15 protein-coding genes and 1 pseudogene are annotated in these 21036 nt (G+C 56.0%); 9 read left to right on the plus strand and 7 right to left on the minus strand.

Annotated features, from left to right (window positions below):
* Window positions 1–143 precede the first annotated feature (143 nt).
* On the minus strand, window positions 144–1604 hold the full coding sequence (locus MUN86_RS09785) for an APC family permease (protein WP_245124727.1): 1461 nt from the start codon (window positions 1602–1604) through the stop codon (window positions 144–146).
* Between the two features lie 544 nt (window positions 1605–2148).
* On the opposite strand from MUN86_RS09785, the gene MUN86_RS09790 reads away from it, so the two are divergent.
* Together MUN86_RS09790 and MUN86_RS09795 are read left to right on the plus strand one after the other, a co-directional pair.
* Window positions 2149–4704, plus strand: a complete 2556-nt coding sequence (locus tag MUN86_RS09790) for a hypothetical protein (protein ID WP_245124730.1) — start codon at window positions 2149–2151, stop codon at window positions 4702–4704.
* Window positions 4692–4880: a hypothetical protein gene (locus MUN86_RS09795; protein WP_245124732.1), complete on the plus strand. Its 189-nt coding sequence runs from the start codon at window positions 4692–4694 to the stop codon at window positions 4878–4880. Before MUN86_RS09790 ends, MUN86_RS09795 begins: the two co-directional genes overlap by 13 nt.
* A 222-nt stretch (window positions 4881–5102) precedes the next feature.
* On the opposite strand, the gene MUN86_RS09800 is transcribed toward MUN86_RS09795, so the two are convergent.
* The 5 genes from MUN86_RS09800 to corA all read right to left on the minus strand — a co-directional run bounded on the left by MUN86_RS09800 (window position 5103) and on the right by corA (window position 11149).
* On the minus strand, window positions 5103–6035 hold the full coding sequence (locus tag MUN86_RS09800) for a helix-turn-helix domain-containing protein (RefSeq protein ID WP_245124735.1): 933 nt from the start codon (window positions 6033–6035) through the stop codon (window positions 5103–5105).
* A 21-nt stretch (window positions 6036–6056) separates the two neighbouring features.
* A complete protein-coding gene (locus MUN86_RS09805; protein ID WP_245124738.1) occupies window positions 6057–6935 on the minus strand; it encodes an alpha/beta hydrolase family protein in 879 nt (292 codons plus the stop codon).
* A 156-nt stretch (window positions 6936–7091) separates the two neighbouring features.
* Complete coding sequence (locus MUN86_RS09810) at window positions 7092–8072, minus strand: aldo/keto reductase (protein WP_245124741.1); 981 nt, start codon at window positions 8070–8072, stop codon at window positions 7092–7094.
* 643 nt (window positions 8073–8715) lie between these two features.
* Window positions 8716–9765, minus strand: a complete 1050-nt coding sequence (locus tag MUN86_RS09815; protein ID WP_245124743.1) for an aldo/keto reductase — start codon at window positions 9763–9765, stop codon at window positions 8716–8718.
* Window positions 9766–9955: 190 nt separating this feature from the next.
* Complete coding sequence (corA, locus tag MUN86_RS09820) at window positions 9956–11149, minus strand: magnesium/cobalt transporter CorA (protein ID WP_245124746.1); 1194 nt, start codon at window positions 11147–11149, stop codon at window positions 9956–9958.
* A gap of 102 nt (window positions 11150–11251) precedes the next feature.
* Here corA and MUN86_RS09825 point away from each other — a divergent pair, with 102 nt between their 5' ends.
* From MUN86_RS09825 to MUN86_RS09840, 5 genes and pseudogenes are all read left to right on the plus strand, one after another.
* The gene (locus MUN86_RS09825) at window positions 11252–12550 is read left to right on the plus strand and encodes an MATE family efflux transporter (protein ID WP_245124748.1); all 1299 of its coding nucleotides are present in this window, start codon (window positions 11252–11254) and stop codon (window positions 12548–12550) included.
* An 87-nt stretch (window positions 12551–12637) separates the two neighbouring features.
* Window positions 12638–14754 (plus strand): annotated as a pseudogene (locus MUN86_RS09830) (glycoside hydrolase family 95 protein); the annotation flags it as partial.
* A 54-nt stretch (window positions 14755–14808) separates the two neighbouring features.
* The gene (locus tag MUN86_RS32365) at window positions 14809–15060 is read left to right on the plus strand and encodes a glycoside hydrolase family 95-like protein (RefSeq protein WP_375379501.1); all 252 of its coding nucleotides are present in this window, start codon (window positions 14809–14811) and stop codon (window positions 15058–15060) included.
* 449 nt (window positions 15061–15509) lie between these two features.
* On the plus strand, window positions 15510–16436 hold the full coding sequence (locus MUN86_RS09835; RefSeq protein WP_245124751.1) for a glycosyltransferase family 2 protein: 927 nt from the start codon (window positions 15510–15512) through the stop codon (window positions 16434–16436).
* 152 nt (window positions 16437–16588) lie between these two features.
* On the plus strand, window positions 16589–17398 hold the full coding sequence (locus tag MUN86_RS09840; protein ID WP_245124754.1) for a phytanoyl-CoA dioxygenase family protein: 810 nt from the start codon (window positions 16589–16591) through the stop codon (window positions 17396–17398).
* Window positions 17399–17521: 123 nt separating this feature from the next.
* Here the strand turns inward: MUN86_RS09840 and MUN86_RS09845 are convergent, their stop codons facing one another.
* The gene (locus tag MUN86_RS09845) at window positions 17522–19117 is read right to left on the minus strand and encodes an ArnT family glycosyltransferase (protein WP_245124757.1); all 1596 of its coding nucleotides are present in this window, start codon (window positions 19115–19117) and stop codon (window positions 17522–17524) included.
* A 196-nt stretch (window positions 19118–19313) separates the two neighbouring features.
* Here MUN86_RS09845 and MUN86_RS09850 point away from each other — a divergent pair, with 196 nt between their 5' ends.
* Window positions 19314–19796, plus strand: coding sequence for a hypothetical protein (locus MUN86_RS09850; RefSeq protein WP_245124760.1), 483 nt, complete (start codon window positions 19314–19316; stop codon window positions 19794–19796).
* On the plus strand, window positions 19778–20935 hold the full coding sequence (locus MUN86_RS09855) for a hypothetical protein (RefSeq protein ID WP_245124763.1): 1158 nt from the start codon (window positions 19778–19780) through the stop codon (window positions 20933–20935). The genes MUN86_RS09850 and MUN86_RS09855 overlap by 19 nt, the downstream gene beginning before the upstream one ends.
* Window positions 20936–21036 lie beyond the last annotated feature (101 nt).

Raw genomic sequence — 21036 nt, forward strand, 5'->3', positions numbered from 1 at the left:
GGTGGTAACAGTGAATAAAAAGGCCGCTCTGTATTTCCAGAGCGGCCTTTTTATTTGCAAAAGTAAGGGCTAAAATGAAGGGTTAATGCTTCACTTACGGCGCAGCCAGCATAAGCAACTAGCAGGTACAACACATTGGCTTTTTACTTGGGATTGGCAAACCCTTTACCAAACAGGAAATATGCCGGTACCCCTAGTGCCACGAGCAGTAAACCCATGCCCGAGTCGCGGGCAGTAGCTGGCGACACGAGCAGCACAACGCAGAAAGCAGAAGCCAGCACAACGTAGAGCAACGGTATCACGGGGTAGCCGAGGGCGCGGTACGGCCGGGGGGTAGTAGGCCGCGTACGACGCAGAATGAAAATGCCGATGATAGTGATGACGTAGAACAAAATCACCGAGAACATCACGTAGTTGAGCAACTGCCCATACGAGCCCGACAAGCATAGCCCGCAAGCCCACAAGCACTGCGCCCACAGAGCCACGCCGGGTACGCCCGCTTTATTGAGCCGTCCCATGCCGGGGAAAAACAAGCCGTCTTTTGCCATAGCGTAATACGCCCGGGCCCCACTAAGAATTATGCTGTTATTGGCGCCGAACGTGCTGATCATAATCAACCCAGCCATTACATACGCGCCGGCACGACCCAGAATGCTTTCCGCTACGGCAGTAGCCACCCGGTCGTTGGCGGCGTACATAATGCCTCGGCTCACCACATCGGTTGTTGCGGCGGCTGGGTCGCCGTGCAGCGGCATCACTAGCAGATACACCAAGTTAATGAGCAAGTACAGCGCCGTGACAATGCCTGTACCAATAGCCATGCTTAGCACTATCGTACGCTCTGGGCGCACAATCTCATCGCCGGAAAAGCCGATGTTGTTCCAAGAATCCGAGCTAAACAACGAGCCCGTCATGGCTAACCCAATGGCGCCCACCAAGCCCCAGGTGGTAAGTGGCACTGCCTGCCCAGTAGGCGAGAAGCTGGCTGCATTCCACATATCATGGAAATTTAAACTAACCGCTTGGTCGTTGATGCCCAGCGCCAACCCAAATAGGATAAGCAGCGCCAGCGCCACCAACTTGGTGCTGCCGAAGATGTTGGAAATAAGTTTTCCGCCCTGCACCCCACGTGAGTTCACCCAAGTCAAACCTACCAGCATTAGAATAGCCAGCAACTGCACGGTGGTGAAGTTAAAGGACCCTATTTGGAACAGAACATTGGTTTCACTGAACCAAGGCACCAGCACCCCCACAAACCGGGCAAACGCCACTGCCACTGCCGCAATTACACCGGTCTGAATCACGAGAAACAACGACCAGCCGTACAGGAATGCCACCAGCTTGTTGTACGCCTCACGCAGATACACGTATTGGCCGCCCACCTTCGGAAACATGGCGGCTAGCTCGCCGTAGCTTACGGCCCCGGCCAGCGTGATGAAACCCGTAATGACCCACACGACCAGTAGCCAGCCAGCCGAACCCACCTGCCGGGCAATATCGGCCGAGACGATAAAAATACCGGAGCCTATCATGCTACCGGTTACTATCATAATTGCATCAAAAAGCGTAATGGCCCGCTTAAAGTGGCCTTGTTCTTCGGACATAGAGAGAGAATCAGGATTTAGGCCGGAAGATAGAAAAAGAAAAGCCCGTTCTAGGCGAACAGGCTCATTCCAGCAATGCGCTATGCTCTTGCTCTTGCCTCTATTATAGCAAAATACAAGAACGACTTTTGCCAGCGCCCAGGATTTCGCTGGCTTTCGATCGACTAATAGTCTAAATAGAACGCTAAAACTCACTTCGGTCGAACCAGCTGCGTATGCGTTATAGGTCGCCTTTCCTCGCGCAAGCTGAAGCAGCAACGAGGTGCTACGTCAAACTCTTTCTATGAATTTCGCAAAGAGTGGTGCATCCTTTGGGCGGTGGCTACGTGCTCAGCATTACGCTGCTTGTGAATGGACTTCATTTTAAAGGCACCCTGCTGCGGAGGTAGTTCGTAACACTGCCATTGAGTGTGAAGTATTGCAAACCGAGTAAACTATAGCCGTATACACTTATACATAAGCTGAAGACAGCCGTGCTTCCTTGCGCAGCACCAAACTGTGTACCTGTAAACAAAACGCTATTTTTGCCGCCCTGTCCCGCCATATGTCCAAGAAGCTACTTGCTATTCTGACCGCACTGTTGCTCTTGGCGGCTCTGGCTTCTTATGTGTACTACCGGCGCACCGTAGCCGCTGTGCCCGTAGATCCGTGGGCACTGGTTCCCGATGATGCCGTGCTGGTAGCAGCCACGCGCGACCACCCCATGCTGGTGCGCCACCTCAAAGAAACGCAGCTCTGGGATAATCTGCTGGCGGTGCGCTACTTCGAAAGCTTCCAGAACAACGTAGCCCTAATCGATAGCCTCTCGGGCGGGCGCGATGTAGTAAGCCGGTTTCTGGGTCGCAAAAAGGTGCTGACTTCCGTACACGTGACCGGCCCCAACCAGTTTGATCTGCTGCTGCAAGTGCCCGTAACGAGTATTCGCGAGTACCGGCAGGTGCGCAGCCTGCTCGATGCGCTGGGGCGTGATCCGCACTTCCGGGTGGCCACCCGTGACTACGAAGGCACCATCTTGAACGAAGTAACCGAGGTGGGCACCGACCGTGGTATTACTTTCTTCAACTACCGCAACCACTTGTTGCTGAGCGCCAATCCAGTCCTTATAGAAGCCGTAGTGCGTCGCTTAGCAGGGCCAACGCAACCTACCGTAGCTGCCGATTTTCAAAACACGGACTTCTTTCGGCTGCGCGACGTTGATGCTACTCTGCTGATAAACTACCGCCGGTTGCCGCAACTGCTGAGCGTGTTTTTCCGGCGGGAATTACTTCCCGAGATGGGCAGCATTACCAGTTTGGCCAGCGCTGGGCAGATGGAAATGAAACTAGCTGGCAACAGAGTAGCTTTCAGTGGTTTTGCCAATCCCGAAACCACCCGCGGCAGCCTACACGAGCAGTTGCGCGGCCAACCAACCCAACGGTTGCGTATGGCCGACGTGTTAAGCTTACGCACTGCCCTGCTGATGCACCTAAGCGTAGGACCCGCCGATATATTGCGCAACTCGCGCCGCACTGCTGCAACCGATACGCTGGCGCCAGGAATTAACTCCCTGCTCGACAGCTTAACGGCGGGGCTCAAACAGGAGGTAGCTTTGTGTTACCTGACGCAACAATCGGCACGCGTGAGCCCGACGCGGCTGGCGCTGGCCTACTGCCCACGGCCCGCTAACCAGGCCTTATTGCTAGGGAAGTTGCGGCGGGCGGTAGGCGCCAGCCCGTCTTTCGAGCGAGTGGGCCCTTACCAACTTTATGCCACGGGAGTACCCGAGTTGCCAGCACGCCTAATGGGGCCGCTGTTCGCGGGGTTTCGGCAGCCGGTAGTGGCGGTGGTGGGCAATTATCTGGTTTTTGGGCAGGATGCGGCAGCCCTGCGCCAACTGCTGACCGACGTAGCGGCAGGAGAAGTGTGGGCCCGGTCGCCGGCGCAGGTTGGGTTCTTGCAAGAAACTCAGCCATTGGCTCGTTTGCGTGTTATACTCGATTCCCGCAACGCCTGGAATCTGCTCTTGCGCAGTTTAGTGGAGGAGCGCCGGGCCGGTCTGCTCCGCAATGAGGCGTTGTTCAAGCGGTTTCCCCAGATAGCCTTGCAATTTGTGCCGACTGGCGACGAAGCCGAATCTGATTCCCAATACTTCACAGAACTCCTATTCCGCCGTCCCAGCACGGGGCCAGCGGTGGCGCGGGTGCAAGGCGCCAGCGCTTCGGGAGCGGCGCTTACCTTCAAAACGCCCCTGAAAGGCCCACCTATTCTAACGTCCACATCGGGAGCAAACCGGTCAGGCGTGCTGGTGCAAGATTCGGCCCAAGTGCTGCACTACGTAACGCCCGAAAACGTAGTGGCCTGGTCGGATTCATTGCCGGGGCCAATAATTGGTGCTGTGCAGAACCGCCGAATAGCAGGGCAGGCTAGCTACCTGCTGGCGACGCCCGGACAATTGCACTTGCTCGATGCCAATGGGCGCTCGGCTCCTAATTTTCCCCTCAACCTGCCCGATTCGGTGCAAGCTACTACGTTAAGTGTGTCGCCGGAAGGCAGTGGGGCACCGCGCTTGTTGGTGGCTGGGGGCGGCGGCAACCTGTTTCTCTACGATACCGATGGCAACGCGTATCCGGCCTGGCAGCCCAAGCGCTTCGACTTCAACTTGGCGGCCCCGCCGCTTTACCTGATAGTAGGAGGGCGCGATATTATGGTGGTGCTCCTAGAAAATGGGTACGTGTATGCCTGCGACCCGCAGGGGAGCGTGTATCCCGGCTTCCCAATCAGTGTGGGCGCGCGGCTGCAAAGCACTGCCTTAGCCGAAGTGGGTGCTACGCTAGGCCGTACTCGCCTCACAGTGGTTAGCCAACACGGCGAATTGGTGACGTTTTCATTGGCTGGTGATGTCGTGAGTCGGACTCGCGTGGCTACTTGGAGCCGAAATTCGGTGTTCCGCCTCATTCCTGACCAGCGCCAGCGCAACTACGTTGTGAGCCGCGAAGAAGGCGGACAGTTCGATTTGTTCGAGCCAACTGGCCGCCGGCTGCTCAGCCAAAAGTTTCTGACTTCGGGGGGAAGCCCACGCAGTTCTTTGATTTTGATGGCGGTCGGCGCGTGTACGTCCTGACCGAGCCGGGGCCGCGTCGCGCTTACATCTACGACCGACAGGGACGCCTACTAGGAGGTCAGCCATTTGAAAGTAGCGCCTCGGCCGTGGGTTTGGAATATGATTCGCGCAATAAATCGTTTCACCTCTACCGCACCGTCGGCACCGAGTTGCGCCGCACCGACATCAACGAGTGAGTTTACCGCCCGCGTAACCGCGTAAAGCCGGTTCGGACGCGCAATGCAACAGAGCAGTCGTGCCGACATTGCAATTACAATTAGACCGTCCTGCTGAGCGCAGCCGAAGCCGAAGCATCTCGCGTGCTGATGCTAGAGTACTGATTATCACACCAGCGAGATGCTTCGGCTGCGCTCAGCATGACCATTCTACACATAGAGCGGGTTGACAGTCTGTAAATGCTAGTTTATTGACATTCGAAAGGCCGCGGGCGTGAGTCCCGTTTTGCTTTTAAACAGCCGGGAGAAGTACTGCGGGTACTCGAAGCCTAGTTGAAAGGCCGTTTCGTTGATGGAAAGGGAGGTAGTCAGCAGCAGGCGCTTTGCTTTCTCTATTAGGCCGTGGTGCAAGTGTTGTTGCGTATTCTGGCCGGTAAGGGAGCGGAGCATGTCGCTGAGGTAGGCAGGTGACACGTTTAGTTCATCGGCAAAGTATTGCACGGTGGGCAAGGGCTGTTCGCCGTATTGCGCAAAGTACGCGTTTAGCAGCGCCTCAAAGCGGCTTAGCAAATCATGTTCGGCTGTGCGGCGGGTCAGGAACTGGCGATGGTAGAAGCGGTTTGCGTAACTCAGCAGCACTTCCAGTTGAGAAACGAGCACATCCTGACTGAAGGTGTCAATGGGCTGCTCGTATTCGTTTTGGATGATGCTCAACACACTGTCCAGCATGCTTTCCTCCCGGGCGGAGAGGTGCAGCGCTTCATGGACCTCGTAGGAAAAGAAGCCGTAGCTGGCTATTTTCTTGCCGAGCGGGTACTTAGTCAGCAGATCGGGGTGAAATGTTAGCATCCAGCCACTTACCTCGGAAGTGTCCAACGTTGCGTCAACGGCGAACACCTGCCCAGGCGCCAAAAAGCCGAGCACCCCCTCGCTATAGTCGTACGATTGATGACCGTAGTAGAGCGTGCCCTTCAAGCCGCGCTTCAGAAAAACCGTGTAGAGCTGTTGTACCACCGGAGTGGTTACGGGCGGCAGATTTTGCGTGCGGGCTAACTCACGGGCATAGGCTAAGTCGACGATGGTAAGTAGCGGATGCGCGGGAGCGGGTAAGCCGTAGAACCGGGTGTAATCCGATACGGTATTTAGCACACGGAACTCTTTGGCGGGATGTTTCATAGAGTACAAGCAAGTAATAAGCTACTGTATTTGACGCGTTAAGAAAGCTAGTACTTCTGCGTTCAACTCGGTATGAAACTGCAGCCGGTCGAAGCCAGGCGGGTCTTGCGAGGGCGGAAACATGGGACTAGTTCTGGCGGCAGGAAACGGACTAAGGAAAGAGAAGTGCCCTGCATTCTCGATTACGCGATGTTGAATTTTGTTCTGGTCGGCTACTCTGTGCAAAACGAGTAAGCCATGCTCGGGCGGAGTGTGCTCGTCTTTTTCGGCTTCAAGTAGTAAGATAGGAACATCGACGAGGCGCAAAGACCCTTCTGTGAAGAACCACGGCGTAGCCGGCGTCAACAGTACCAGGGCTTTAACCCGATCATCAGTAACCGTCTCGACGGTGCGCGCTTGCTGATCAGGCGATTCATAAGGAAAGCAGGTTGGGATGCCGCCCGCCAAGGCCAAGGCCGTGTAGCCGCCCATCGAATGGCCAATCAGTGCTACCCAGTCAGGCTTTAGAGACGCCGCAAACACTGGATGCCCGAACAGGCTGTTGATGGCTAATTGCACGTGGCGCGGTCGAGCCTCCAAGTTCTGAAGGGTTCCTTGCCAGGATTTGTTGTCGCGGTTGTTGAACGGATGCTCGGGCAAACCCACGATGAACCCATTGCCAGCCAGATGGTGCGCCAGCGTCCGGTACACCCAAGGCGAGCTTCCCTTGCCGTGCGAAATGATAACTAAGGGAAACACCCCTTCTTTTGGGGGAGCGTTGATGGCTAGATCCAGTATGTAGCCCCCCACGGTTTGTGGTTTTGCGGGCGCGCGAGTCGGGTATAAGACAGCCAGCGGGAACGATACGTTCAGCACGCTGTCGGTTACCTCAACTGGGCAGTAGCCTACAAAATCGTCCATCGTTTTTTGTGGCAAGTACGGCAGAATGCAGCTTACTGGTACTGAAGCCAGCGCCGCTATCTGGCGTCTTGTTGTCTGAACCAATCGACAACTAGTGTTCGGTTGTGCATGCTCAACAACAAGAAACCAGTAGCAGCGCTGCCTTGAATGGGCGGGTTAGTACGCCGAACCTACCGTGCTGCCCACCGGCATGATGGCCTCTAGCTCAGCTAGTTCCGAGGTGCTTAGCTCGATGCTAGCAGCTGCTACATTTTGCTCTAAATACGTGCGGCGCTTGGTCCCCGGAATTGCCACCACGCCTTGGGCCAGCACCCAGGCCAGCGCCAATTGTGCGGGCGAAACATTTTTAGCGTCCGCCAACGTCTTGATCTTTTCCACCAGCGCTAGATTCTGGTAGAAGTTTTCGCCCTGGTAGCGCGGTAACATCCGCCGAATGTCACTGGCTTCGAAGTCGTCGGGCGTTTTGATGTCGCCGGATAAGAAGCCTCGGCCGAGTGGCGAGTAAGCCACAAAGCCAATACCCAATTCCTGTGTGGTTTGCAGGATAGGTTCTTCTTCCACACGCCGGTCGAAGATGGAATATTCGGTTTGCAGCGCCGTAATGGGGTGCACTTGGTGGGCCCGGCGCAATACCTCGGCCGATACTTCAGACAGGCCGATGTAGCGAACCTTGCCGGCTTGCACCAACTCCGCCATAGCGCCTACTGTGTCCTCGATGGGCGTGTTAGGGTCGAGCCGGTGCAGATAGTACAGGTCGATGTAATCGGTACCGAGATTTTTGAGCGACCGGTTTACGGCTTTATGCACGTATTCAGGTCGGCCATTGTAATTCCAGGTCAGGGTTTCTTGGTCGTCAATCTCGTAGCCGAATTTGGTGGCGACTAGGTATTGGTCGCGCTGACCGGCAATGGCTTTGGCTACCAGGCGCTCATTGAGCATGGGGCCGTACAAATCGGCCGTGTCCAGCAGGTTTACCCCTAGCTCCAAGGCTCGGTGGATGGTGGCTATGCTTTCAGCCTCATCGGCGACACCGTACACGTTCATGCCGGCCAGGGTGGTCATGCCCATGCAGCCCAATCCTTCCACTGGTACTTCAAGCCCTTGACTGCCTAGCGCTACTTTTTTAATGGTGTTCATGCTGTGTTGATAAAGGTGTAGAGGAGAATAGTTTACTCTACAAAGGTCCGCGTACCACCCGGGCTGCATGGTATACAAACCGCTGCTTCTGCAACACAAAACGAAACCAAGTTTTGGCGCTTGCATTGCTGCCAGCATAGGCAACGCATGCATTTGCTCGCCTAAAGTGTATACCACCGCCTCAATACAGAAGCTAGCGCGGTTTGTATAAAACCTCCTCAGCCATCTAGCATAAACGCCCTACTGAATTTATTGATGTAGCCGGTTTGCTGTGCTTGAACAGGTACGTTGCCAACATCTAACACCACCATAATGTCATCCATCATAACGGTCATGCTTCGACAAGCTCAGTATGACCGTTATGATGTTGTAGTAGTATTGTCATGCTGAGCGCAGCCGAAGCATCTCGCGTGTTGACGCAGGAGTAATGTTTACCACACTAGCGAGATGCTTCGACTTCGCCTGCGGCTGCGCTCAGCATGACCATTTTGCTGGATGGCATTATGGTAGTGTGTTAGATGTTGGCAATGCACTTGTTCAATGGCAATACCCTAAATCCTTCAGCAAGCTCAGTGGGAAGGTAATGCCAAGAATCTATTAGGTTCTAATGGTCTAAGAAGTTAATCATGAACTGCTAGATCGACTACTGCCAGCCTTGCACGGAGTTGCCGCCGAAAATGCTGCGATTTATAGCCGGCGTGAAGATGCCGTAGGGGAAGGTGGGGGCGAGGGCACTTGCTTGGTCTAGTGTCTGCAGTTGCTCGGGGGTGAGACGGATTTCCAGGGAGCCTAAGTTGTCGTGCAACTGTTCGAGTTTGCTGGCGCCGATGATAAGGGAAGTCATACTGGGCTGTGCCGAGGCCCAGGCCAAGGCAACCTGAGCAAGTGAACGGTCGAGTTGGGTGGCTACGGTACGCAGGGCATCAAGTACGCGCCAATTGTGCTCCGTAAACTTGCTGTTGCCGAAAGGGTTAGGACCAGTAAGCCGGCCCTCGCCGGTGGCGGTTGCTCCTTCGGGTTGATACTTGCCCGCCAGAAAACCGGCGGCCAACGGGCTCCAAGGCGTGATGCCCATACCACACTCGCGGGCGGCGGGTACGTATTCATGCTCGATGCTACGCCCCACCAGCGAATATTCTAGCTGCATGGCAATGGGACCAGGAATGGCGTGCACGGCGGCCAACGTAGCGGCCTTGGTGGCGTACCATGCAGGCATGTCGGAGAAGCCGAAGTAGCGAATTTTGCCAGCTCGTACCAAGTCGCCGAGCGTCTGTAGTACTTCTTCTACCGGTGTTACCATGTCCCAGGCGTGCAGCCAATACAGGTCTATGTAGTCGGTCTTGAGGCGCCGTAAGGAGCTTTCGAGAGATTGGTAGATGTTTTTGCGGCCGTTGCCCCCGGCATGCGGGTTGCCCGGATTCGTATTGAAGGAAAACTTGGTGGCAAGAACCAACTGGTCGCGCAAACGACGGTCGGCAATGTAGCCGCCTAGCAGTTCCTCGCTACGCCCGCCGGCGTACACATCGGCCGTATCAACGAAGTTGCCGCCGGCCTCGACGTAGGCGTGGAAAATGGCTTCAGAAACATCGTCGGGTGAACCCCAGCGGGGCGTGCCAAAGGTCATGGTGCCCAGGGCTAGTGGGCTAACTATTAGGCCCGAACGGCCGAGAGTTCGGAATGAAGTAAGGCTCATAAAGGAGGCATTTGAAGGCTGTATTTCCTTGTGATGACATGTCTTTGCTACCGCACAAAGATCCTTTCAGGCACTTCGCCTCGACTACACAAACCAAGGTTTCTGCAACACAAAACGCCGCACACGCCGCCGTGCCAAGCACGAGCTGCGGAGTAGTAATGGCCACCTTGAAATCAGCTATCAACTTTGCTTATCGGTTGGTGAGCCAGCCTTTGCGGTAGAAGTAGTAGATCTGACCAGCCACCATGAGGGCCATCAAGGCTAAAACGCCGATGTACCCCCAAGGGGCATATAGTTCGGGCATGTTGAGGTGGTTGATGGTGCCATCGGGATTCTCACGCGAGAAATTCATGCCGTAAACCCCCGCCACGAAGCTGAGCGGAATGAAGATAGAACTGATGATAGTCAGCACCTTCATCACCTCGTTCATGCGGTTGCTTTGGTTGGACATAAACAAATCCACGAGGCTACTCACCGATTCACGGTAGCTTTCAGCTAGTTCCAAAGCCTGAATAGCATGGTCGTAGCAGTCGCGGAAGTATATTTTCATTTCATCTGATACCACCTCATCGGGCTGACGCAGGATTTCTGCAATTTTCTCTCGCTCAGGAAATACCAGTTGGCGAAAACGGACGATGTCCTTTTTAACGCGCAGAATACGGTTGAGCACACGTCGGTCGGGTCGGTCTTCTAGAATGCGGTTTTCTAGCTTCTCGATGTAGTCGCCGATGGCGGCCATGGTGGGGTAGTAGTGGTCGAGCACTACATCGGTGATGGCATAGGCAAGGTAGAGCGAGGGCTTGCGTTTGATTTGGCTGAAGCCCGAGCGAATCCGTTGCCGCACTGGGTCCAGGCAGTCGTGGTAGTCGTCCTGAAACGAGAGCACATAGTTAGGACCCGTGAAGATGGAAAGCTGATCGTCGTCGATTTCGAGGAATTGCGTGAACTCAGTCATGCGCGACACCATGAACAGACGGTTGTCGTCGAATATTTCGACTTTGGCCCGCTGGTGGTCGTTGAGCACATCTTCCATCTGCAAGGGGTGCAAGTCAAAATCGATAATGAGGCGCTCAAGCAAGGCCAAGTCGTCGTAGCCGCGCACGTCGATCCAGTGGCGCAGATCGGGCTGGGCCCGAAATTGGGCTAGCAAGTCATCGTAGTTGGTGTACTCGTGCTCTTCGTAGTGCTGCTCGTCGTAGGAAAACAGAAACAGCCGGGGCTTGAGCGAGCCTTCTTGTATTGTGAGCGTGCCGGGGCGGCGGCCCACCTGCTGCTCGCGCGCCAGCTGGGTGGCAGAGCGGTCGGATATGGAAGAAAACTGCTCGTCGCCTAAAGGGCCAGTAGAGGCAGTGCGCTGATCGGGAGAAATGGTTGAGGAGTCCATACAAGAAATTAAACCGCATTAATGTACGGCGGAAGCTCGACTAAGGTGTTGCTAGGCGCAATAGCAAGGGCTACTGCCTTAACTCCTCTACTTTTGCTGCTGATGTCATCCGCCCCAACGTCTGCTTCTGAAACTGCCGTAGCGCCAAGCAGTGGCCAATTCGTGCGCGGTTCGCTGGGGTCGGGAGTGGCCTTGGGGGCACGGGCGGGCGGGGCACTGCTGCTCAATAAGCTGCTGGCCGTGTATGGTGGGCCCGGCGGTCTTACGCTGCTGGCGCACTTTCAGAACCTGCTCGCTTTGTTCACCACGCTGCCCAATGATGGCACCCATGTAGGGGTGGTGAAATACTTGGCTCCGTTACGACCAACGAGTGGGCGCTACCGGGCCTGGCTCGGCGCTGCCGTAGCGCTGAATGGTGTTGCGTTGCTGCTTGGTTTGGGGCTGCTGTATTGGGCGCTGGGGCCTTTGGTGAGTGTATTTCAGCCCACTTTCGGGTGGTTGGTGCTGTTCGGGCTCGGGGTTGTACTGCTGACCCTGCACGCGTTAGTGGGCGCCATGCTGTTAGCGGCCAGTCAGTTGCGCGCCTACATTGTCTTAACCGTAATCTTAAGCGTGCTGGGTCCCGCGGCTGTAGCCGCCGTACTGCTGAGCCCTAAAGAAACTCCTGCGGTTTCCGAGGCTTTGCTGGCGTACCTCTTGGCGCAAGGAGCTACGCTGGTGCCAGCCCTGTGGCTGGCGCAGCGCCATGGCCTATTGCCGCGTTTGCGCGGGCGCCTTAGCAAAGTGGCTTTGCGGGAGCTAAGTAAGTTCCTGCTGATGGCCGTGGGGCTGCTGCTGTTCGGGAAGGCCGTGGATTTTGGGGTGCGCGAATTACTAGTGCGGCAATTTGGGCTAGCCGAAACCGACTTGTGGCAGGCCGTCGTCAAGCTCAGCGACAACTATACTATGGTGCTGGCGGCCGTGATGAGCAGCGTGTACTACCCACGTTTGGCGGCTCTGGCAGTCCAACCGGCGGCCCAGAAACAATGGGTGCGGACGGTGCTGCGCCTATTAATCCCGGTGCTAGCGGCTGGCTTGTTGCTGCTCTACGGGCTGCGCCAGTGGTTGCTGCCGCTGCTTTTTGAAGCTCGTTTTGCACCGGCCGCCGACCTGCTGGCCCCCCAATTGCTAGCCGACTGGTTCCGCTTTATTGCTTGGCCGCTTATCATGGTATTCACAGCCCAGGCCCGGGTGGGGCGCTACGTGGCGGTGCAAGCGGGTTCGGCGGTGGTGTATGCAGCGGCACTGGCTGTGCTGGTACCTAGCTACGGGCTGTATGGGGCACTTTTGGCGGGTGTAGCACGCCAGGGGCTGCTTGTGTTGTGGTGTGCGTGGTACTTTCAGGAATACTGGCGGCGGTGAAATTCTTGTAATTTCCCGCCGCTCACGGTTCGGTAAAGCGCTGTCACAACAGCGTTTGCCGGTATTTCTTACCAAGCAAGATTCTCTATGCTCAGGCGTCAGGTGAAAATATGGGTGTTGATTGGGGGTTTAGTTTTTGGCGCGTTGTCGGGGAGCCAGGCCCAGCAGAATCTGAAGCTGTGGTATAAGGAACCCGCTAGCACCTGGACCGAGGCCTTGCCCGTAGGCAACGGTCGGCTTGGGGCGATGGTATTTGGAAAAGCCAATGAGGAGCTAATTCAACTCAATGAAAGCAGCCTCTGGTCGGGTGGGCCTGCCAATCTGAATCCTAACCCCACGGCTGCCAGCTACCTGCCCCAAATCCGGGAAGCGCTGTTCGCTGAGGACTATAAGAAAGCCGAAGACCTATGCCGCAAGATGCAGGGCCTGTACACGGAAGCCTACATGCCGCTCGGCGACTTGCTTATCAAGCAAGACTTCACCGGCACGCCCACCAACTACTACCGCGACCTAAACATATCGGAGGCCACCGCTAGCACCCAGTTCACGGTGGGGATACCCGCTACAGCCGCGAAATTCTATCGTCGGCACCCGATCAGGTTATTGTTGTTCAACTCAAGAGCAGCAAAAGAGGTGGCCTCACTTTCGATGCCACCACCAAAAGCCAGCTCCAATTCACGGTAGCTCCCAGCAGTTCCGACGAGCTGGTGATGCGCGGCAAAGCGCCCTCGCACGCTGACCCTAACTACGTGGGCTATAACCCCGAGCCAGTTACGTATGAGGCAGCAGGCTCTTGCCGGGGTATGCGCTACGAACTGCGACTCAAGGCCCGCAATACCGACGGCAGCGTAACCACCGATGCTACCGGTTTGCACGTGCGCAACGCCACCGAAGTAGTGCTCTATCTATCGGCGGCCACTAGCTTTAACGGCTTCGACAAGTGCCCCGACCAGGATGGCAAAGACGAAAGCAAGCTAGCCACGGCCGCTATGACCCAGGCCTTCCCGAAGAGCTTCGCGGCTATTCGCCGAAGTCATGTGCAGGACTATCAGCGCTACTTCAACCGCGTTACGCTGACGCTGAACAAGGGCCCAGAGCCGAAGCTTTCCACGCTGGAGCGCCTCAAATTGTATGCCGACGGCGGCACCGATCCGGCGTTGGAGGCCCTGTACTTCCAGTTTGGACGTTATCTACTCATATCTAGCTCCCGACCTGGTGGGCGGCCCGCCAACCTACAAGGCATCTGGAACAACAGCGTGCGGCCACCGTGGAGCAGTAACTATACCACCAACATCAACGCCCAAATGAACTATTGGCCGGCGGAAGTTGCCAACCTCTCAGAGATGCATGAGCCACTTCTGGAGTTGATTGGTGCTACGGCCGAAACGGGCCGCGAAACGGCCAAGAACTTCTATAACGCCAAGGGTTGGGCTGTGCACCATAACTCCGACATCTGGGCTACTTCCAACCCCGTCGGCGACCTAGGCAAAGGCGCTCCTACCTGGGCCAACTGGAACATGGGCAGTGCTTGGCTGAGCCAGCATTTGTGGGAGCATTATCGCTTCACCAACAACACCGAGTATTTGCGTAGCATGGCGTACCCGCTGATGAAGGAAGCCGCCGTTTTCTGCCTAGACTACCTCGTGCCCGACAAAAGTGGCCTCTTGGTAACCGCGCCGTCGTCGTCGCCCGAAAACGTATTCATCACCGAAAAGGGCACGAAGGGCAGTATATCCATGGCTTCTACTATGGACATGTCGATTATCCGCGACCTGTTTACGAACGTAATAGAAGCTTCGGAAACACTCGGGATAGATGCCGATTTTCGCAAGACATTGACCGAGAAAAAAGCCCAGCTTTTCCCGTTTCACGTGGGGAAGAAAGGCAACTTGCAGGAGTGGTACAAGGATTGGGAAGATGCTGAACCCCAGCACCGGCACGTGTCGCACTTGTTTGGGCTGCACCCCGGCCGCGAGATTTCACCGCTTTCCACGCCCAGTCTGGCAGCCGCGGCTCGCCGCACTCTGGAAATCCGGGGTGACGAAGGCACGGGCTGGAGCATCGCCTGGAAAATCAACTTCTGGGCCCGCCTCCACGACGGCAACCATGCCTATAAGTTGGTTCGTAACCTGCTGCACCTCACCGGCCTGGAAAACACGCAGTACAACAAAGGCGGCGGAACCTACGCCAACCTGTTTTGTGCCCACCCGCCGTTCCAAATCGATGGCAACTTTGGCGGCATTGCGGGCATGAGTGAGATGCTACTGCAAAGCCACGATGGTGCCATCCACCTGTTGCCCGCCCTGCCTGATGCTTGGAAGGAGGGCAGCGTAAAAGGCCTACGGGCCCGCGGCGGCTTCGAAGTAGATCTGGCCTGGCAAAACGGCAAACTCGTAAACTGTACGATCCGCAGCATCAAAGGAACCACCACCAAAGTGCGCTACGGACAAAAGGCAATCAACCTAACCCTGAAGCCCGGCCAAAGCAAAAAGCTAGGCTCAACTCTGTAGAAACACTGCCCATTGCATCTTTATATTACACTTGCAATGTGGTTTGAAGATGCAGAAACGCCGAAGGGCTCGTTATGCTGGCCAGTGTAACGAGCTAAAGCATCTTGCTCGAACTAGTTGCCATACTAATTGTTATGCTGAACTTGTCGAAGCATCTCGCGTGCTGACGTTGCCAAACTATACCAGTCATGCTGAGCGCAGCCGAAGCATCTCGCGTGCTGATGTCTGGTTACTAATCTGGTGTCAGCACGCGAGATGCTTCGGCTGCGCTCAGCATGACTGGTATAGTTTGGCGACGTCAATATGTATGACTAAGCATGACTAGGTTTTAGTATGGTTTCTTATGCAGGCGCTTGGGCAATAGTTTTAATAAAACTATTGGTTAAAGGTGCTTTGATGATCTTTGGGCCGCTGCTATACTGCCTTACCTTTAGCTTACCTGTTACTTAGTGCCTGACTCCGCCGACCTACCCATCGTCAGTATTGTGGCGCTCTGCTACAATCACGCCCGCTTTCTGCCGGCCGCGCTGGATTCCATTCTGGCGCAGTCGTACCCGAGAATTGAGGTGATTTTGGTGGACAATGCCAGTACGGACGGCAGCTTAGCCATTATGCAACAATACGCCCAGGCTAACCCTACGTGGCGACTGTTGGCGCAGCCACGCAACTTGGGTTTGTGCGCCGCTTTTAATCAAGCCTACCATTTGTCGCGAGGTGAGTTTCTACTAGATTTCGCAACCGATGATGTGCTGCTGCCTCAACGCATAGCCCAACAAATAGCGGCATTTCAGCAGTTGCCGCCTCACTACGGAATGGTGTACTCTGATGCGGAGTTGATTGACGAAGCCTCGCAACATGTACGCTTTCATTTTCGCCGCACCCCGCAAGGGTTGCACCCACAGCCGGCTTCGGGCTACGTTTTTGCCGATGTGCTGCGCCGCTACTTTATTAGCACCCCCACTATGATGATGCGCCGGGCCACGCTCGATGAGCTGGGGGGCTACGACGAAACGCTCTATTATGAGGACTTCGACTTCTGGGTGCGGGCCGCGCGCAACTGGGCCTTCCATTTCCTAGACGAAGTAACCACTCAGAAACGAGTACATCCGCAGGCTATGTCGCGCCGGGCCTACCGGCCCCACGACCCCCATTTAGCCTCCACCATTCAAACCTGCCGCAAAGCCTTACACCTGTGTGAGACGCCCGACGAATGGGACGCCCTAGCCGTGCGTGTGCGGTGGGAAATGCGCCAAGCTATCCGTTGGGGCAGCAACACCGATGCAGCCACTCTCTACAAACTGCTTCAGCAAACCGGCAAACTGCAGCCACTGGATTGGATACTAGGCCAATGGAGCCGACTGTGGGCTACAACTTAAGAAGCTTTATAAGTCTCTGCCTCGACAACATAAGCCACGGATATCAACTTTAACTGCAAGACAGACCTTGTACTCACTCGGAAAGACAACTGCGGGGTTCGTCAAGCCGTCCTAGTATCTTGCAAGCCTTAAATTGATTTAAGCACCTATCGATGAAAGTTAGTGTCAACCAGCATCTCGTTACTTATCAGATAGAAGGAGAAAGAAATCCGGGTGAAAACCGGGTGCTGCTAGCGAGTAGCGTCGACCTGACGGCCGGCACTACCTGGGCCAATACAGGCTACGTTGTGGCGCCTTTCCTGGCTCCAGCCGAGCAGCAGCAGTTACAAGAAGGCTTGGCCGAATTGGTGCGGGAGGCGCTGCGAAGTGCTGGTGTGCCGGTTGCCGCCGACTTTCCGGTTAGTGAGTATCACCGTGCAGTCGGCGACGACCAGGCGCGGCACTTGGCAGTTGTGAACACGACAAAGGAATATACGCTTGACCATCTGCCGGTGCCCACGGCCTTGCTGGAAGCCAGGGTAGGAGAGCTGTGCGGCCGACCGGTGCAAGCCTACAATCCCTTCGATGACGCTCGCATCTTCCACCTGCGCATCGTACGCCCCGGCCGCTCCGATAACAACCCCCTGCATCGCGACGTGTGGCTACCCGACTACGACAACTGCGTCAATATCTACGTGCCCGTAGCCGGCAGCACCGCCGATTCATCCCTGACCTTAATTCCTGGCAGTCATTGGTGGCCTGAAAACCAAACTGAGCGCACCCAACAGGGCGCCGTATACAATGGCATCACCTACACTGTGCCCGGCGTGAAGGGCGCGCCAGAGCCGCTAGAGCTTATCCGCCCTAATCCGGAAACAAAGGAAGTGTTGCTTTTCTCGCCCTACTTGCTCCACGGTGGCGCCGTCAACCTGAACGAGGCTGCCACCCGTATTTCGCTGGAAATGCGGTTTTGGCAAGCCTGATTATACAGACACAACAAGTCAACCTGATTTTGAAGTGGAGCTATACGAGAGGTCACCGGGCCACCTCGTATAGCTCCACTTTGCCGTCCTGCGCTACTAGTTTGCGTTGAGGGAACCACGTCGTTACTGAGTCGGGGAGTAGCGGATGAGCTTGCGCGTAAGTTCTTCGTTGGTGAGGGTGCTGCGGTTGAGTAATAGCCATACCTTCTCGCCTGGGCGCAACCGTACCGAGTCGCGGGATAGGTAGCTGCGGAACCGCAAACCTGGTGGCACTTGGAAGCTGTAGTAGAAGTCGTGGGTGCGCAGTAAAAATTCGTCTACGAACACCACACCCCGGTTTGGGGCTTGCAAGTGCGCTTGCAGCATCCTGTCTTGGGCGAAGTGAGAGGAAACGGTGGGCTTGCGCATGAAATGCACTGGCCGCACCAGTAGCGCGGCCGACAGCCCGAGGAGCAGCAACGCCGCAAAGCCCGTAGTGCCCAGCTGATAGCGCGCGGGTAGCCGCTGCCGCAAGAGTGACGACCCAAGAAAGAGCAACCCGAGCAAGGCGTACGGAATGGCTACAGCGCTGCGCAGCCACCCGGCAAACAACAGTAGTACGCCGCCAATAAGCCAGCCCCCGCGGCCCGTTTGCCAGAAAGCACGCAGGCCAAAGCCAGCCGCCACAGCCAACGGGGGCAACAGCGGCGTCATCATGCGCGGCTGCAAGGAAATAGGGTTGTACTCCCGCAACGACGTGCTGCCCCACCAATAGAACCCGAGCGTAGTTGCTGCCAGTGCCACCCAAAAGAGGGCGTCGGTTTGGATGTCATTAGGTGGGGCACTTGAGGCGGCACGCCTCCGGTATGGCAGGGCCGCTGCCGCTAGCACCAATAGTATTCCTACCCCAGTACCTACAAAGAAAAGCAGCGGTTGCCACGTCACGCGGCCGAGCAAAGCACCTCGGCGCCCTTGCACGTAGTTGCCGTCGCTCATATAGGCGTTGGTTTGCTCGATGACGTGGTAGCGGTAAAGCGGATCGTTGGTTAGAAGTTGGTAGTACAACAAATAGGCCCCGAGTAGCACAACACCCGTTGCTACTGCCGCCACCCAAAACCGGCTGTGGCGCCGCCGGTGCATGTCCAGCCCCAACAGCCCGGCATAGAAAGGCAAGTAAAACGCAATGGTTTCCTTACATAGCAACGCGGCGAAGCTCAGTACCGCAAACCCCACGCCCCAAGCCGCAGACTGCACTTGTTGATGCCGCCGTCCGGTGAGCAGCGCGGCAGCGCTAGCCAAACACAAGAACATGAGTATGTTATCGGGGTAGAGGTAGGTGCTGAGGTTGAGCGTAAAGTAGTGCAAACCTAGCAGCACTATAGCTCCCGCGGCTACCACAGGCTCGCGCCGCCGGTACAGCGCCCAGATAAGAACAGCACAGCCCAAAGTGCAGAGCAGTGGCCAAAGAGTAGTACTGATAATATCAACCCCTAGCAGCTGGTAGAGCCCCGCTACCGGTCCAAAAATCAGTAGCCGCTCTTGTAGCGGATCGTGGAATACGTGCTGCGGATCGGGGAGGGGGCGGTACGTGCCGGTGGCCAGCGCGTGGGCATAACGGGCGTACAGCAGGTCGTCGAGGTCATACAGCCCCTCATGGGTCAGGGCAAAGAAAGCTATGGTAAAGACGAGCACTAAGCCCAGCGCCAGATGAGGCAGACGAAAAAGCCAACGTTGATTCACGCTGGCAAAGGTGGCGAAATCAACTGAGGTGATGATACGTGCTTAGCCGTTAGGAACAGGGGAGGAGCGAGTAAGTTGGAGCCTTAATAAACCCGCTTGCCTACGCTTGCCCGGCCCGTTTACGTAGCTTTGGTGAGCAGAGCAAAGACTCTTTACTTCATTTCCCACCCAACTGTCCTTTCTTCACTTGTTGCCTTTGCCCCAACTTTTCCGCCGAGTGTTGCTGCCCGCGTTGCTGCTACTGCTGGCTGGCTGGGGGTTAGGTTGCTACTTTGAAACAAACGACGACCCAGTTATTATTCTACTGCTGCGCGGCACTGCGGCTGGCGCGCCCGTCACCGATCTGCACTTGTATTTTCATGGGTTCAGCACCTTGTTTGCCAGACTTTACCAGCTTTTCCCTGAGGTGCCCTGGTTTGGGGTGGTGCTATACGCCTTGCTCTATGTAGCTACCGTTCTGGTCTTCTCGGTTCTCGACCAACTGCTGATAGGGCGAGTATCTCCCACTAAAGTTACTTGGCTGCTTGTTCTGTTTTTCTTGGTGGCTTGGCTGGAGCATGGACTGTGGTTCAACTATTCGCGTGTACCGGTGCTGCTGGCCGGAACAGGTATCTTGTTTGCCGCTCAACGGCCTCAACATCGGGGGCGTTGCTGGTGGGGGTGCTGGCATTCGGGCTGAGCTGGCTGATTCGACCGGGAGTAGCCGTGCTCGGAGCACTGCTAGCGGTGCCCGCTGCGTACTGGGTGAGTGGCCATCGAGCTCTGCCCGTACTGGCAGGGACTCTGCTCTGGGCGGCCTTAGGCGCGGGTATCTTAGCAAGCCAAACCACCTCGCAAGAGGCTGCATACCGCGCCATTGATGTATTTGAATCCCAGCTGATAGACTACCAATGGCTGCGCCCCACACCTCGCACTGCCCTCGACAGCCTCAGGTTGCGAGTCATGCGCCACCGAATGCGAACCGACACCACGCTCATCAATAAAGCCCTATTCTACCGCACTGCCCACTTCGAGTCCGAGTACTTTCTGCGCGAAACCGCCCCGGCCAAGCTGCGGGTGCTCGTCTCATTGGTGTTGCATGATTATTTCCCGTTGCTAATGCTACAGCTGATACTGTGGGGCTGGGTGGCCCTCTCGGCTAATATGCCAGTACGGCGTTGGTTCTGGCTGACGCAAGTCGGCTACGCGCTGCTGCTGCTGGGCCTAGGTATCGGACTAAAGCTGCCTCCGCGCATTGGGTTACCGTTCTTCGACTTCTGGGCGCTGAGCAATCTGCTATATGTGCTGCGTGAGAGAGGCTGTGTTACCATCCAGCGCTTAGAATCCATAATTGCGGTGCTGGCGGTGGCTGCCGTGCCCTATTCCTACAAAACTCTGCATCGCCGCGCCGTCCTGCAACGGGAGCGGCAACACAACATCTTGCTTCGGCACCAGCTTACGGCCAAGTTGCCAGCCGATGCCTTAATGGTTACAGATGTGCTGCCTGCCACCTACAAAGCGGCTAGCCCTTTCCATAACCCCGACGCGGTGCCTGGCAAGATGCTCCTGCTTACTGGCTGGACCACTTCTGATCCTTCGCAGGCTGCCTGGCGGCAGCAGCTAACCGGCACCCGTAACTTCGCGGAAAGTATGCGGCGACTAGCTGGAATAGGACCGCGGGTGCAGTTGCTACTTACGCCAAGTGTAGCTCGTATTCTTAATGAACAACTTGAGACCAACGATTCAGCGGTGGCTCGTCTACTACCTGAGTTGAGAGTGCAAGCCAGCGCTGCTGACACGTTGCGGTACTATGTGTTGCGTGAGGAAACAGTGAAATAAACACAAGGACAAAATTTTTTAGCCGTCCAGGTGAATTTATTCCGCGTATTTGAGGGTACTGAGTATATACCTTTGAGACTCTCTTCTCCTGCATTTTTCCC

This window comes from Hymenobacter volaticus, from assembly GCF_022921055.1.
GTDB lineage: Bacteria > Bacteroidota > Bacteroidia > Cytophagales > Hymenobacteraceae > Hymenobacter > Hymenobacter volaticus.